The organism is Curtobacterium luteum (genome assembly GCF_014646995.1).
Taxonomy (GTDB): domain Bacteria; phylum Actinomycetota; class Actinomycetes; order Actinomycetales; family Microbacteriaceae; genus Curtobacterium; species Curtobacterium luteum.
In genome coordinates this window covers 40939-54797 of record NZ_BMOI01000013.1, presented here as the reverse complement: position 1 = coordinate 54797, position 13859 = coordinate 40939, and the positions used below count along the sequence as shown (strand labels likewise).

The 13859-nt window shown below is 67.8% G+C and carries 16 protein-coding genes; 8 read left to right on the top strand and 8 right to left on the bottom strand.

The window, feature by feature from the left end; all coding sequences use genetic code 11:
• Positions 1–34: 34 nt before the first annotated feature.
• The 3 genes from IEY20_RS13850 to IEY20_RS13840 are packed head-to-tail and all read left to right on the top strand — an operon-like array spanning position 35 to position 2156.
• Positions 35–886 (top strand): antitoxin VbhA family protein, encoded by an 852-nt coding sequence (locus IEY20_RS13850; RefSeq protein ID WP_175328960.1) that lies wholly within the window; start codon positions 35–37, stop codon positions 884–886.
• A complete protein-coding gene (locus tag IEY20_RS13845) occupies positions 883–1128 on the top strand; it encodes a hypothetical protein (RefSeq protein WP_175328959.1) in 246 nt (81 codons plus the stop codon). The genes IEY20_RS13850 and IEY20_RS13845 overlap by 4 nt, the downstream gene beginning before the upstream one ends.
• Entirely contained in the window at positions 1053–2156 is a 1104-nt protein-coding gene (locus IEY20_RS13840; protein WP_175328958.1) for a hypothetical protein, read from the top strand. Before IEY20_RS13845 ends, IEY20_RS13840 begins: the two co-directional genes overlap by 76 nt.
• 189 nt (positions 2157–2345) lie before the next feature.
• On the opposite strand, the gene IEY20_RS13835 is transcribed toward IEY20_RS13840, so the two are convergent.
• Together IEY20_RS13835 and IEY20_RS13830 are read right to left on the bottom strand one after the other, a co-directional pair.
• A complete protein-coding gene (locus IEY20_RS13835; protein WP_175328957.1) occupies positions 2346–2930 on the bottom strand; it encodes a uracil-DNA glycosylase family protein in 585 nt (194 codons plus the stop codon).
• Positions 2927–4084 (bottom strand): TDT family transporter, encoded by a 1158-nt coding sequence (locus tag IEY20_RS13830; protein WP_175328956.1) that lies wholly within the window; start codon positions 4082–4084, stop codon positions 2927–2929. Before IEY20_RS13830 ends, IEY20_RS13835 begins: the two co-directional genes overlap by 4 nt.
• Before the next feature lie 70 nt (positions 4085–4154).
• Here IEY20_RS13830 and IEY20_RS13825 point away from each other — a divergent pair, with 70 nt between their 5' ends.
• A complete protein-coding gene (locus IEY20_RS13825) occupies positions 4155–5081 on the top strand; it encodes a LysR family transcriptional regulator (RefSeq protein ID WP_175328955.1) in 927 nt (308 codons plus the stop codon).
• Here the strand turns inward: IEY20_RS13825 and eno are convergent.
• The 6 genes from eno to IEY20_RS13795 all read right to left on the bottom strand — a co-directional run bounded on the left by eno (position 5066) and on the right by IEY20_RS13795 (position 9187).
• Positions 5066–6400: a phosphopyruvate hydratase gene (eno, locus tag IEY20_RS13820; protein ID WP_175328954.1), complete on the bottom strand. Its 1335-nt coding sequence runs from the start codon at positions 6398–6400 to the stop codon at positions 5066–5068. The genes IEY20_RS13825 and eno overlap by 16 nt on opposite strands.
• A gap of 136 nt (positions 6401–6536) precedes the next feature.
• On the bottom strand, positions 6537–7022 hold the full coding sequence (locus IEY20_RS13815; RefSeq protein WP_175328953.1) for an inorganic diphosphatase: 486 nt from the start codon (positions 7020–7022) through the stop codon (positions 6537–6539).
• Positions 7023–7069: 47 nt separating this feature from the next.
• Positions 7070–7441, bottom strand: coding sequence for a fluoride efflux transporter FluC (locus tag IEY20_RS13810; protein ID WP_175328952.1), 372 nt, complete (start codon positions 7439–7441; stop codon positions 7070–7072).
• Positions 7438–7941 (bottom strand): fluoride efflux transporter FluC, encoded by a 504-nt coding sequence (locus tag IEY20_RS13805; RefSeq protein ID WP_175328951.1) that lies wholly within the window; start codon positions 7939–7941, stop codon positions 7438–7440. Before IEY20_RS13805 ends, IEY20_RS13810 begins: the two co-directional genes overlap by 4 nt.
• Positions 7938–8684 (bottom strand): 2,3-bisphosphoglycerate-dependent phosphoglycerate mutase, encoded by a 747-nt coding sequence (locus tag IEY20_RS13800; RefSeq protein WP_175328950.1) that lies wholly within the window; start codon positions 8682–8684, stop codon positions 7938–7940. The genes IEY20_RS13805 and IEY20_RS13800 overlap by 4 nt, the downstream gene beginning before the upstream one ends.
• A complete protein-coding gene (locus tag IEY20_RS13795; protein ID WP_175328949.1) occupies positions 8681–9187 on the bottom strand; it encodes a universal stress protein in 507 nt (168 codons plus the stop codon). Before IEY20_RS13795 ends, IEY20_RS13800 begins: the two co-directional genes overlap by 4 nt.
• A gap of 300 nt (positions 9188–9487) precedes the next feature.
• On the opposite strand from IEY20_RS13795, the gene IEY20_RS13790 reads away from it, so the two are divergent.
• From IEY20_RS13790 to IEY20_RS13775, 4 genes are all read left to right on the top strand, one after another.
• Positions 9488–9958: a hypothetical protein gene (locus IEY20_RS13790; RefSeq protein WP_175328948.1), complete on the top strand. Its 471-nt coding sequence runs from the start codon at positions 9488–9490 to the stop codon at positions 9956–9958.
• Positions 9959–10070: 112 nt separating this feature from the next.
• Positions 10071–10688 (top strand): DUF305 domain-containing protein, encoded by a 618-nt coding sequence (locus IEY20_RS13785; RefSeq protein WP_175328947.1) that lies wholly within the window; start codon positions 10071–10073, stop codon positions 10686–10688.
• A gap of 129 nt (positions 10689–10817) precedes the next feature.
• Positions 10818–11987, top strand: coding sequence for a permease (locus IEY20_RS13780; RefSeq protein ID WP_175328946.1), 1170 nt, complete (start codon positions 10818–10820; stop codon positions 11985–11987).
• Positions 11988–12118: 131 nt separating this feature from the next.
• Positions 12119–12925, top strand: coding sequence for an isocitrate lyase/PEP mutase family protein (locus IEY20_RS13775; protein WP_175328945.1), 807 nt, complete (start codon positions 12119–12121; stop codon positions 12923–12925).
• Positions 12926–13859 lie beyond the last annotated feature (934 nt).

Sequence of the window (13859 nt, the reverse complement as noted above, 5' to 3'; positions counted from 1 at the left end):
CCATCCCAGGAGGTTCCCGCTGATGATGCGTCTGGTGTCCATGCACCTCTCGAACGACCGGATCCTGTGGGGGCATGTGCTCCTCGAGGACACGGAGAACCCGGACGCGCACCTGGCGCAGATCCTCGTCCGCCCCATCGACGTCGAGCCCGGCTACGAGCTCTACGACAGGACCAACACGGTCCTGTCGGACCTGAGCGTGCCGGCGGTGCGGGAGGCGAACCGGATCGTGCAGACCCTCCTCATCCCCGCCGCCGAGATCGCACGAAGGGAGAAAGCAGTCCGGGCGGTGATCCACTCCGGCTACTTGGAAGGGTTCCCGGATGACATGCCGTGGCAGTCGCAGCTGTGGATGTACGCCCGCGGGGAAGTCACCCGCGAACAGCTCTCCGCCTACGCCGATGAAGGCCGTCAGATCCCCCGACAACCAGAACACTCCGCCGTCGGTCCGGCCGATGTGCCCGAGGACTGGTGGCAGACCACACAAGCCCGCATTCGGCGGAATCTCCTCGACACCACCCTCACCGAGCCGGAAGTCGCAGCCGCCTTGCAGGTCAGCATTGAGGAGGTCGGTGGGCTGTTCGAGTCGTGCCGGCTGACGAGCTTCGACCTGGACGGCGAAGAACGCATTCCCGACTGGCAACTCGTCAAGCCCGCCCTCCCTCAGTTCGGCGACCCGGCGTCGCTGCTGCCCGGACTCGACGTCCTCTACGCCGCAGCACCCCAACCGCTCCTCGACGCAGCCGCGATGACGGAGTTCATGACCACACCCCTGGACTTTCTCACCGTCGACGACCGGATCCTGACACCGCTCGACTGGATGCGGGAAGGCCGGCCGCTGACGACGATCATCGCCCTGTTCCGCGGGCGACGGTGGCGACCATGACCGGGCGGCCGGACCTGTTCCTCCTGAACGTCGCCTACGACGCCACCGGGGTGCACGGGCACGTGTTCTTCCGCGACCCACCCGGCACCATGCTGCGGCAGGTCTTCGTCCGCAGCACCGACGCCGGCAGCATCTGCGAACCAGCCCACCGCGACACCCGGCCCGGGTGGGAAACGTTCCTCAAGGAAACCCGCTGGCTCATCGCCCTCACCCAGCCCGACGCCCCGGCCGAGGCCAGCTGATGATGCCTGGGCTCGAATGGGTCAACGCCGCATACAGCGGCAGGCCGCAGATCACGATGCCGTATGGGCTCGGTGACACCACCGACCTCACCAACGCCCTCACGGTTTTGAAGCTCGCTGGGCTTCGCGCGGTCGTGGAGTCGCACGACACGATTCGCCTCGCCGACGGCCGCCGCGCACGCTTCCCCAGCCTCACCCAACGCCCCCGCGACGACGACCCGGACGACGCGGAACTGCTCCTGCTAGCACCGAGGACCGTCACCGCGACGCAGATCGCGCTCGCGGAGCAGACGGCGACGGTGTTGTTGGTCGACGTGGACCGGCGCCGCGTTTGGATCGACGGCGAGCAGGCACTCGGAACGAGGGAGCGGTGGAAGGACGCCGCCCCGATCTACGTCACCTTTGCCGTCGCACGGATGCTCGCCGTCAACGGCTCCACTTTCGACCGGCTCGTAGAGGCCGGGCTGACTCCTGGGCAGGTGGACGACGGGCTCGCACGCCTCGGCAAACGCGTGCACCGCACCGACATCGGCTGGGAGTCACGACAGGTCGGCGGCCTCGTGGACTTCGCCATCGCCTGCTATCCAGGACCAGGCGGCGTCAGGACGCGATGGACGTCCGATCTTCCGCTGATCGAGCAGGCGGAACGGCTCATCAGCGCTGACTGCCGCATCTCCGGCCGCGCCATTTCCGACCGCCCTGGCTACCCCGCCATCAGCAAGCGCGAGATGCCGTACCGGCTCGTCGCGTTCACCGAGGAGGAGGTCGATATGGCAGCGCTCGGCTTCGAGCCCGACACGATCGGCTTCGTCGGCACCGAGCTCATCCGGCCCGCGGACCCCACGATCTTCCTCACCGCAGCGGTCACCGGCTACACGGACCGCACTGACGACGTCATCACCGCGAACACACTCCTCCGCTCGGACTTCCGCAACGAGGACGACGCGGCGTCGTTGCAAGAGGTGAGGGACCGGCTGCAGTTCCTCGCCGATACCAGCTACGACCTCCGCCACAACCTGCCGAGCTGAGGCGCTCGGCCTACCGCTCACCGGCGTCCGTATGAGGCAGCCCGGCGAGAATCAAATCGGACGGGGTATCTGCGACTCGACAGTCTGCGAGCAACCGGCGGTGCGTCCGACGTCCGGTCAACGACCGGCTGAACCCAAGACCGGCTATCGGTCACTCGTGCCTTGCCAGTGAAGGCAGCTGAAGCCTCGCTACGCCCGACGCGTCCGTGCGGCGAGTCGCAGTGCCTGAACGGAACGTCGGTGCTGTTCCGCGCGGTGGCGGCCCTTGGCGGGAGAGGGGTGTGGTGCCGCGATGACGGGGACGAGTCGGGCGTGCTCGTCCAGGGTGAGGTGCCGCATGACTCCGTCGAGGGCAGCGGTCCCGTAGGCGACGACGGCGTCGAGCACGGGGAGCACCTCGAGCAGCGTTCCGAGGGCGCGTCGTCCCTCATCGATGTCCGCGGGGCGTACGCGGCCGGGGATCTCCCAGGGGATGAGGTTCCAGCGGAGGTACTCGTTGCGTGCGAGTCCGGACTCGATGCGGGCTGCGCGGAACGCGGTCGCGGTCGGCCCCGGGTTGTCCTCGCTGCAGATCGCCGAGTGCGCTGCGGCGATGGTCTGGGGGCCGGGTGACTGCATGAGGACCAGCACGCGGCTGGCTGTGCCGCTGGATCGTGGGTCGAAGTTCGGGACGAAGCGTCGTGAACCGTCGGGTGCGGTGCGCCATGTCTCGGCGAGAGAGTTCAGCGATTGAACGTCCGCGACCTCGTTCGCGAGTTCGTCGGGGGTGCTCATGCCGGCTGTGGTGGTGCGAGGAGGGTGCCGCGGATGAAGGAGCCGTGGAAGGTGCGGACGGCGACGGTGATCCATGCGGCGACGAGGCCGGCGTAGTAGACGACGGCGAGGACGGCGACGACGGTGAGTCCGGAGTGCAGGGCCAGGCCGTTCAGGCCGGTGACGCAGGTGCCGACGGGGAACGTAAACGACCACCAGGTCAGGCTGAACGGCAGGTGCTCTCGGGCGGTCCGGATGGTGATGGCGAGGGCGATGACGGTCCACAGCAGTGCGAAGCCGAGCATCGCGAACCCGTACACCAACGCCACGACCAGCAGCGCGTGGGCGGTGGAGGCGTCGACGACGGTCGGCGCGTTCGATGCGAGGAGGTTCACCGCGGTGATCGACTGCCCGACCGGGCCGAGGACGATCCACAGGGTCGGGACCATGCCGGCCGCACCGACCTTGTGTTGCGCGAGACGGTTCCAGATCAACGTGATCACGACCAGGGACGTGATGAGGCTGAGGCCGAAGAAGCCGTAGCAGGACCACAGCAGCGTCTCCCGCGCCTGACCGGCGGGCGCGTAGGGCAGGAGGAGTGCGCCGGTGGAGGCGGACACCATCGGCGGGACGATCGGCATCAGCCACCCGCCGAACGCGGAGTCGGGCGTGTTCTCGTGGCGGGTGAACGCCAGGTACGGCACCAGAACCGCCGTGAACAGGCCGCCGACCGTGCCGATGCTCCAGAGGACCCAGTCGACCGTCACGGCGGCGGGGAGGCCGATCCAGTCCTTACCGAGCAGGATCGTGCCGGCGCCGACGGTGAGGAACGCCATCGGCGGTGCGCCGTAGAAGTGCGAGATCACCGGATTGAGGTGGTGCTTCACCGCTGTGCTCCGGTACCGGACCCAGTGCAGCACCGTCGCGATGGTGAGGGCGACGAGCAGGACCGCGGCGATTGCCCAGACGATCGTCGCCGCAGTCCGGAGACCGGGGAACTGCAGCGGCAGCGATGCGGCCGCGACGGCGACGATCCCGGTGCCCATGATCGACGCGAACCAATTCGGGGTCAGGTTCGACACAATCAGGCCCGGCCGCTCCAACTCCCGGAACAACCGTCGGTCCCGCACACCATGCTCGGACGTCGCGGGTGCGTGAGCGAGGTGAGCGGACATGCACCCAGCGTGCGCGTGTGCCCCGTGGTTCGGGAACGGCGGACTCGTTGGCAGGGCACAATGATCGTTTGTGGCACTGCGGCGGCTGACGGACCGGACTCTGGACCTCGACACCCTCGAGGTCCTCGTCCGCGTCGCGGAGACCGGGTCGTTGACCCGCGCGGCCGAGGTGTTGGGGGTGACGCAGCAGGCGGTGTCGGCGCGTCTGCGTGCCGCGGAGCAGGCGACCGGTCAGCCGCTGGCGCACCGGACGGCATCCGGGACCGTGCTGACCGACGCCGGCCGGGTGGTGCTCGGTCTGGCCGTCCCGGTGTTGGAGGCCTCCCGGCGGCTCGAAGCAGGAGTCGCCGCGCTTCGAGAACCCGCGGGATCCCTCGTGATCGCAGCATCGCAAACGATCGCCGAACTCCTGCTGCCCGGATGGTTGCTCGCCCACCGGGCCGTGACACCCGAGGCGTCGGTGCGCTTGATTGCGGGGAACTCCGCCGACGTGACCGACCTCGTCCGTTCCGGCGCTGCCGACGTCGGGTTCACGGAGACTCCTGCTGCGCCGATTGGCCTCTCATCGCTGGTGGTCGATGAGGACGAACTCGTGGTCGTCGTCGCCCCGCACCATCCGTGGGCAATCGCTTCGGCCATCACCGCGGATGACCTCGCGGAGACGCCGCTGCTGCTCCGTGAGGAGGGGTCCGGCACCCGCGCGACGGTCGAGGCGTGGCTCGACGACGCGGGTCTGACCCTGGTCCCGCCGGCTGCAGTGCTGGAAACGACCGGCATCATCCGCGCCAACGCTCGAGCGGGCATCGCGCCCGCGGTGATGAGTCTCCGCACCGTCGACACTGACCTCGAAGACGGTGCCCTCGTCCGGGCGCTACTGCTCGGCCCGCCACTGATCCGGCCGCTGCGAGCGATCTGGTCAGGCCGCCCGGGGTCCGCTGTGACGGCGTTCCTGGACACCATCCGCAGCTCGAGTACCGGTGGTCAGATCAGTCCGTAGGGCAGCTCCGGGTGCTGCTCGGCGATCTCGGTGAGCCGGTTGTACTTCGCGACGCGTTCCCCGCGGGCGGGTGCGCCGGACTTGATCTGCCCGGTGCCGGTCCCGACAACGAGGTCCGCGATGAACGTGTCCGTGGTCTCCCCAGAACGGTGGGAGACCATGCTGGCCATCCCGATGCTCTTGGCGGTGGCGATCGCGCCGAGGGTCTGGGAGACGGTCCCGATCTGGTTCGGCTTGATCAGTGCCGCGTTCGTCAGCTGCTGCTCGCCGCCGTCGCGGATCCGCTGTGGGTCGGTGACGTAGAGGTCGTCGCCGACGATCTGGATCCGGTCTCCGAGCGCCGCTTGCATGCGGCGGAACCCCTCATGGTCGTCCTCCGCGAACCCGTCTTCGATGCTCCGGATCGGATACGTGTCGACCAGATGCCGGTAGTAGTCGACCAGCCCGTCCCGGTCGAGGCTTTCGTTGAGCACCCGGTAGGAGCCGTCGCCCTGGGAGAACTCGTTCGCTGCCGGATCGAGCGCGATCGCCACCTGATCGACGCTCGGCTCGTAGCCGGCGGTACGGATCGCAGCGACCAGCAGGTCGAGCGCTTCCTCCGGGGCGGCAATCGACGGTGCTAAGCCGCCCTCGTCGCCGAGGCCGAGGCTGCCGAACCGGTCCTGAACCAGGGCCGCGAGAGCATGGTAGACGTCCGCTCCGATACGGACGGCGTCGGCCATCGAGTCGGCATCGACGGGGGCGATCATGAATTCCTGGAAGTCCAGGGCGTTCGCTGCGTGCGCGCCGCCGTTGAGGACGTTGAAGTGCGGGACCGGCAGGCGCGGCGTCGAGCCGGTGATCTCGGCAATCCACTTCCAGAGCGGGAGGTCCGCGGCGTGGGCGAGAGCCCTGGAGGCGGCTATCGAGGTGGCGACGACGCTGTTCGCGCCGAGCCGGCGGTACCCGGTGGTGCCGTCGAGGTCGGCGAGGACGGCGTCGATCCGCCCGATCGCCGACCATGACCGGCCGGTGAGCAGCCCTGAGATGTCGGTGTCGATCAGGTGGAGCGCCTGGGTGACGTCGCGGCCGCCGAACGCGGTTCCGCCGTCGCGGAGCTCGACGGCTTCGTGGGCGCCTGTGGATGCGCCCGCGGGGGCGTCACCGGTGACGGTGCGGCCGTCGTCGAGCTCGAGGGAGACGCGGACGGTCGGGTAGCCGCGGGAGTCGAGGATGCGGGCGCCGTGGACGGCGTCGATGGTGACGGGGTGGTCGTGGTGGGTGACGTACTCGCCCTGATGGCTTCCGTGGTGGTGGATGCCGCTGATGTAGTCGTTCATGGTGACGCTCCTTCGGTTCGGGTCATGCGTCGAGCTGGGGTGTGGTTGGAAGGGAAAGCCGCGGGGAGGCGGAGGGACGACCTGCTGGCGATCACTCAGCGCCAGTGCCCCCCGCGGCAGTCTGTGGACCCGTGGGTCACGGGTGTCGGGTGTGGGCTTCCTGCGCGGTGCGAATGACGGCTTCGGCAGCAGCACGGTCGGCCCACCCGTTGGTGGTGACGTGCTTGCCGTGCTCGATCTCCTTGTAGTGGGCGAAGAAGTGCTCGATCTCCGCCAGCGTGTGCTCCGGCACATCCCCGATGTCCTGCAGCTGCGCGAAGCGGTCGTCGTCGGCGGGAACGGTGAGGATCTTGTCGTCGCCGCCGTTCTCGTCGACCATGCGCAGCATCCCGACCGGGCGGACCGTGATGACGACGCCGGGGAACGTGGGACGGGGCAGGAGCACGAGGGCGTCGAGGGGGTCGCCGTCATCGCCGAGGGTGTTGTCGATGGAGCCGTAGTCCTGGGGGAACACCATGCTGGTGAACACCGCCCGGTCGAGCCGGATCCGGCCGGTGGTGTGGTCGACTTCGTACTTGTTGCCGGTGCCGCGGGGAATCTCGATCGTGACGTCGAACAGCATCAGCGCCTCCGGTTCTGGAGCGGGTGTGTGGTCCGTGGGCGGGGTGGTCACAGGGTGCCGCCGAGGAGGATGCCGGCGGTCGCGGCGGCGACGGAGACGACGAGCATCCCGAGCCCGTTGATCGCGGCTGCGGTGATCCGTCCGCTGCGGGCGAGGCGGACGGTTTCGAAGCTGGCGGTGCTGAACGTGGTGTAGCCGCCCATCACCCCGGTGCCGAGGACCGCGACCGGCACCGCACCGAGGTGGGAGGCGGTGCCGACGATGAGTCCGAGCAGCAGCGATCCGGTGATGTTGATCGTCAACGTGCCGACGGGGAGCCGGAACTCTCGGCCGGTGTTGATCACCCCGTCGAGGAGGAACCGGCCGGCAGCGCCGGCACCGCCGCCGAGGGCGACGGCGAGGACCAGGAGCGGGCTCATGCTTCCTCCGTTCGGGGATGGAACCAGCCGGCGACGACGAGACCGACCGCGGTCGCGATCGCGCCGGACAGGACGGTGAGGAGCGCGTAGCCGGTGCTGGCGAGGCCGTGCCCGTTCAGGAACAGGGCGGCGGTGGACTCGGCGAGGGTGCTGTAGGTGGTGAACCCGCCGAGGACCCCGGTGCCGAGGAGCAGCCGCAGCACCCTCCGGCGGCCGGCATCGGGCCCGCGGTGCGCGAGCGCCTCCAACAGCACACCGAGGGCCAGCGCACCGGTGATGTTGATCCAGAAGATCGACCAACTCACCCCGCCATCGGCAGGGAGCACGCTACTGATGACGTCGCGGAGGGCAGTGCCGACTGCGCTGCCGAGCGCGACGAGGCCGACGTACCGCCACCGCAGATGCACCGGCCGCATGGTCGTTGCCGGGTCGGAGACGTCGACGTCGGGGTCCGGAGGGAGCTGGTCGTCGGGCATCGGGGTGTCCGTTCGGGTGGTCATGTTCCGCCTTCTGCCGCGACCAGCGCCGCGGCGTGCTGTGCTGCTACCGGATCCAGGAACGCTCCACCACGCGGGACGAGGGCGCCGGTGGGGGCGAGGTGATACTGGACGGGTTGCCCGGTCGGCAGGTTCAGCTGCTCGAGCTCCGGGTCGGTGAGGTCGTCGATGCATGCGCACAGTGCGCGGAGCGAGTTCCCGTGCGCGACGACGAGGACGCTCCGCCCTGCCCGCACCATCGGCAGGAGCCGGTCGTGCAGCACGGGGCAGACCCGCTCAATGACGTCCGAGAGCCCCTCGGTGCGTCGGAGGGCGCCGTCGGGCAGGCCGCGCAGCGCGGAGCTCGACCGCAGGTCCTCCCACAGCTGCAGCGACATCGGTGGCGGCGCGCCGGTACGGGACCTGCGGAGCCGCACGTACTCGTCATCACCGAGCCTGTGGCGGGCGTCGGTCTTCGTCATCCCGGTGAGGGCGCCGTAGTTGCGTTCGTTGAGCTGCCACACCGCTTCTGTAGTCAGCTGTGTCCCGAGGGCGTCGCAGACCAATTCGGCGGTGCGGACGGCGCGGCGCAGAGTGGAGGTGACCACGACGCCCGGCGTGATGTGGTTCGACCGAAGGAGCTGCCCCGCCGCGGACGCTTGCTGTTCACCGTGAGGCGTGAGCGGGACGTCGAGGAGCCCGGTGAAGGTGCCGGCTTCGTTCGCGGTGCTCTCCCCGTGCCGCAGGAGCGTCAGCGTGCCCGTCACGGGGCAACCGACGGCTGGAGCGCGATGATGCCGACCGGATCGTGCGGGACGACCAGCACCGGCCGGTGCTGCTGATGGGTCAGGTGCGCGGCGACGGACCCGGTGAGCAGTTCCGCCATCCGGCGTCGGCCAGCCTGGGATCCGACGACGATCATCACCGCGTCACGTTCCTCGGCCACCGCAGCGAGTGCGTGACTCGGGTCCCCGACGCGGGAGACGAAGTCCACGTCGACCGATCGCGCCGCAGCAAGATCTCTGATGACCCGCATGTCTTCGTCGGGGAGCTGCTGCGGGTCGCTGTCCGCCGTGTCCGGGTCGATCGGTTCGATGATCTCCGACCCGTCCGCACGGAGCCCCGCTGACAGCAGTGCCGGATCGACGACCACACACACCAGGCGGGCGCTGAAGCGTTCAGCTACGGCAGCAGCGACGCCGACGACGTCGTGCGCCTGCCCTGGCTGCACACCGACCACGACAGCACCGGCAGTGTTCGACTCGACCATGACATCTCCCTACCTCAGGCGCGCAGAAGCGCGACCAGCTGAGATAGGGACTGTTGTCGACGAGTGTCGAGGTTGGGTCCGGCAAGCCCCACTGCCGGGTCCGAAGACACCACCAGTATGCACCCACCACCCCATGCCCGCACCGACAATCTTTTGCACCTCCATTCCTATGCCGGCTGCTGCCCTCCGCGATGCTCGGACGGCGGGTACCCCTTGGGGGTATTGTCTCGGTCACGCGTCTCCTCGCAGGAGCTCAACGGCACGGCTGGCACCTGCTGCTCCACGACCCACCGGACCCAGATGATCATCACCACGTCTCCGCGTCGCCGGCTGCTGTTGCAGGTCACGGCGACGGTGGCGTTGCTGCTGTTGGTCGGGTTCACGGTCGTGATGCACACCATGGCCGGGCACACCGCCGACCACGAGAATCCGATGACCGCTCCCACCGCCGCGATAGAGCACCACCCGGCCGCTGCAACCAGTCACACCGCGGCCGCCGATGACACCGAACATGCGGTTCCCGCGATTGCGGTGATGGCTGTCCTCACCGATGCCGGCTGCGACGGCGGCTTGTGTGCGCTGATGTGCTCGCTGATGGGGATGGCGTGCATGCTGACGATCGCGCTGTTCGCGTGGGTGCTGCTCCGCGCCCGCAGCGGCGGGGTGCTGCACCTCCTCGCGCGGCTGCTCGCCCTCGCAGCCCACGTGGCACGCCGTATCGCGGTGCCGCGGCCGCCGTCACGGTCGGCGTTGCAGATCATCCGAGTCTGATTCCACCCCGGCGGGCTCCTTCCACCCTCCGGAAGCACCCGCATGCCCAGAACCCGGGCAGGCATTTGCCTGCCCGCACCCATCTGACGCATCTACGGAAACGGAATCCACCATGCAGACCACCACCACGCGCGCCCTCACGGCCGCCGTAGCGCTCGCCATCGGGCTCACCCTCGCCGGCTGCTCCACCAACAACACCAGCAACTCAGACACGTCGTCGTCGGAATCCTCGTCGTCCGAGTCTTCGTCGTCCACGGCGTCGCACAACGATCAGGACGTCCTATTCACGCAGCAGATGCTGCCCCACCACCAGCAGGCCATCGAGATGAGCGACATGCTCCTCGCGAAGGGCTCCGGCGTGCAGGCCGACGTCGTTACGTTGGCGAAGCAGATCGAGGCCGAGCAGGCCCCCGAGATTAAGACGATGACCGGGTGGCTGACGGCGTGGAACGAGCCGACCCAGATGCCGAGCAAGTCTGGGATGGATCACTCCTCGATGTCGGGGATGATGTCCGACTCCGACATGCAGGACCTCCAGAACGCGTCCCCGCGGGACGCCGGGAAGCTCTACCTCGAGCAGATGATCCAGCACCACACCAGCGCCGTCGACATGGCAAAAAGCGAAGTCACCAAGGGCAAGAACGCTGACACGGTCGCCCTGGCGAAGTCGATCGTGCAGAGCCAGACCGAGCAGATCACCCAGATGCAGGACATGCTCGCATCCAAGTGACCCGGCGCGCGCCGAGGCAGGCTCGTTCGTCCCTCGGCGCGCAACCGGTCCGGTCCGACCCGGTCCGGTCTCCCTCATTCTCACGACGCTGCGGGACACTCTTCCCGCACCGCAACGAAGTAGGTGTACATGTTCATCCTCAACGCGCTCGGCGACGCCCTCGCAGCCGCTGGCTCCATGGGGTGGGAGATCCTCTGGCCCCTCATCCTCGGCTTCGCCCTGTCCGGCATCATCCAAGCCGTCGTCCGCACGGACCGGATCACGAAGCTCATGCACGACGACTCGCCTCGCGCGATCAGCGTCGCGACCGGACTTGGCGCCCTGTCATCGTCCTGCTCCTACGCGGCCGTGGCACTCGCACGGGCCCTGTTCCGGAAAGGCGCGAGCCTGTCGTCCGCGATGGCGTTCGAGGTCGCGTCAACGAACCTCGTCGTCGAACTCGGCCTGATCCTGGCGTTCGTGATGGGCTGGCAGTTCACCGTCGCGGAGTTCATCGGCGGTCCGATCATGATCATCCTCATCGCCCTCGGCTTCCGACTCTGGATGCGCGGCAAGATCCTCGATGCCGCCCGCGAGCAAGCCGACAAGGGCCTCTCCGGATCGATGGAAGGGCACGCGGCGATGGACATGTCCGTGCAGGGGGATCATGGGTTCTGGCGGCGGCTGTTCTCGAAGCCCGGGCTGACGAGTGTGTCGCAGTACTTCGTCATGGACTGGGCATCCGTCATCCGCGACATCATCATCGGTCTGCTGATCGCCGGCGCGTTCGAGGCGTGGGTGCCGAAAGCCTGGCTGCAAGCCGTGTTCCTCGAAGGCCACCCCACGCTCGCGTTCATCATCGACCCGCTCATCGGCCCGATCCTGGCGATGGTGAGCTTCGTCTGCTCCGTCGGTAACGTGCCCCTCGCCGCAGTGCTCTGGAACGGTGGGATCAGCTTCGGCGGGGTGATTAGCTTCATCTTCGCCGACCTGATCATCATCCCGATCATCGTGATCTACCGGAAGTACTACGGCTGGAAGGCCGCCCTCCGGATTACCGGGATCTTCTACGGCGCGATGGTCCTCGCCGGCTACGCCGTTGAACTGCTGTTCACTCCGCTGGGCCTGATTCCCACGAACCGGCACCTGAGCATCGTCGCGACCACAATCAGCTGGAACTACACCACCTGGCTCAACATCGGGTTCCTCCTGATCGCCGCGTTCCTCCTAATCGTGTTTGTCCGCAGCGGCTCCGGATCGATGCTCCGCATGATGAGCGACGCACCCGAAGAGAACAGCCACGACAACTCGCACACCTGAATGCCTCCGAACGACCAGGCCGCCCAACCTCTGCCGTCCGGTAGCCGATCGGCTATCGAGACCGCTGTAGGGCCGACCGCGTGGTCCGATATCCGCCAGAAGCGGAACCGTGACTCGGCTGAACTGAGCAGGTGAACAACAGAACCACGCAAGCAACCGCCTTCCGCGCGCTCCACTCGAACCCCGCCCAGCCGCTCCTTCTCGCCAACGTCTGGGACGTAGCAAGCGCCCGACTTGTCGAGAGCGCGGGTGCGCCAGCCATCGCTACCACCAGCGCAGGTGTCGCATGGTCGCTCGGTCATGCGGACGGTAACGCGCTCGGGCGCGATGAGGCCGTCGCGGCCCTCTCTCGGATCGCTGGCGCGGTGACCGTGCCGATTACCGCTGACATCGAAGCCGGCTACGCCGATGACGCAGCCGGCGTGGAACACACGGTCGACGCAGTTCTCGAGGCCGGCGCGGTCGGCATCAACATCGAGGACGGCGCACTGCCCCCAGCCGAGCTGACAGCTCGTATCGGCGCGGCTCGACGTGCTGCGGATCGTGCCGGGGTGCCGATGTTCATCAACGCGCGGACAGACGTGTACCTCGCCGGCCTGGTCGCGCCGGAGCAGCGCCTCGCTGAGACCCTCCACCGCGCGCACCGGTACCTCGAGGCAGGAGCAGATGGGGTCTTCGTACCCGGAGTTGGCGACGCCGACACAATCAGGGCGCTGGCTGAGGCGATCGACGGCCCGCTGAACGTGATGGTCGGTCCCGGCTCCCTGAACGCCGCGGAGCTCTCAGACCTCGGAGTGGGCCGCGTAAGCGTCGGCTCGGGCATGGCGCAGGCCGCGTACGAGATTGCTCGATCGGCCGCGACCGAGCTGCTGACTGCCGGCACGTACGAGTCCTTGACGCCGGCCGTCGACTACGGCGAGCTGAACTCGCTGTTCTAGCCAGGCCCGCGCCTCGCGCCTGGCGGTGATCCGAGCAGAGAGCACCAACGTCTACTGATGTTGGTGCTCACCGCTCGTTGAATAGCTGCCTCGACTGATCCAATGGCTGACGCTGAAGATCGCGGTGGTCGATGGTCCAACGGGCGGCTGGTCGAGCTGTAGCGCCAACGAGCCGGGGAGCCGTACCCCTAGGCTTGAGTGCATCGTTCATGATGCGAGGTCTGCTCGCTGAACCAAGGCCGCCTGCGTCGGAACCGACTGGCTACCGAATGCTGCTGTTCAGAGCCAGACTGGGCTTCGTGAAGTTTCGCGTCCTCGGGGCCGTAAGCCTGCTCGTCGTAGTCGTGGTCTCGATGACGAGCTGTAGAGGCTTCAATCCAGATGACGGATACCTCACTTTGGCTGCTGGCGAGGCAACGCTTTCTGGGTGTCCGACTGAGGCGCCGATCATGGTCGAAGCATTGAACACAGAGCACATGCCCACGTGTGACCCGATTGGGCAGACCCTCGTTATTCCCGACAATGAGCAGATCCAGCTTCCAGAGCAACGGGGTGGTGGCGGATGGTCTCGGACCGCGTCAGGATCTGACTTTAGGTACGCGCACCAAAGTGTCGGCAACTGGGGCTTGGTCGCGGCACGTGTGGATGGAGACTGCTCCAGCATCCAAGAGTGGGGCAACCCGGAAGCGATCCGGCGGGTGCATGACGCGTTCGGTAACGAGTGGGCCTGTCAGTGAGGTCACCCGACCGGGTGCTGCTCGTCGCGAACGCGTAGTCCAAGGCTCACTGCGCCCTGGCGTCGGCTGTTCCTATGTGTCCGATAGCCAATCCGTCTGCGGAGTGCTCGGTCAGGAACCAAGAAGACTGAGTGCCCCAGCAACGGCTATGCCGCCGCCTACGAGGACCGCCACCAACCCGCCGATGATCGCAGCCA

What these genes read in the sequence shown, in the direction of transcription:
- IEY20_RS13780 (WP_175328946.1), top strand. Translation starts at nt 10,818, where the DNA reads ATGTTCATCCTCAACGCGCTCGGCGACGCCCTCGCAGCCGCTGGCTCC.
- IEY20_RS13845 (WP_175328959.1), top strand. Translation starts at nt 883, where the DNA reads ATGACCGGGCGGCCGGACCTGTTCCTCCTGAACGTCGCCTACGACGCC.
- IEY20_RS13810 (WP_175328952.1), bottom strand. Translation starts at nt 7,441, where the DNA reads ATGAGCCCGCTCCTGGTCCTCGCCGTCGCCCTCGGCGGCGGTGCCGGC.
- IEY20_RS13805 (WP_175328951.1), bottom strand. Translation starts at nt 7,941, where the DNA reads ATGACCACCCGAACGGACACCCCGATGCCCGACGACCAGCTCCCTCCG.
- IEY20_RS13790 (WP_175328948.1), top strand. Translation starts at nt 9,488, where the DNA reads ATGATCATCACCACGTCTCCGCGTCGCCGGCTGCTGTTGCAGGTCACG.
- IEY20_RS13815 (WP_175328953.1), bottom strand. Translation starts at nt 7,022, where the DNA reads ATGCTGTTCGACGTCACGATCGAGATTCCCCGCGGCACCGGCAACAAG.
- IEY20_RS13835 (WP_175328957.1), bottom strand. Translation starts at nt 2,930, where the DNA reads ATGAGCACCCCCGACGAACTCGCGAACGAGGTCGCGGACGTTCAATCG.
- IEY20_RS13830 (WP_175328956.1), bottom strand. Translation starts at nt 4,084, where the DNA reads ATGTCCGCTCACCTCGCTCACGCACCCGCGACGTCCGAGCATGGTGTG.
- IEY20_RS13785 (WP_175328947.1), top strand. Translation starts at nt 10,071, where the DNA reads ATGCAGACCACCACCACGCGCGCCCTCACGGCCGCCGTAGCGCTCGCC.
- eno (WP_175328954.1), bottom strand. Translation starts at nt 6,400, where the DNA reads ATGAACGACTACATCAGCGGCATCCACCACCACGGAAGCCATCAGGGC.
- IEY20_RS13795 (WP_175328949.1), bottom strand. Translation starts at nt 9,187, where the DNA reads ATGGTCGAGTCGAACACTGCCGGTGCTGTCGTGGTCGGTGTGCAGCCA.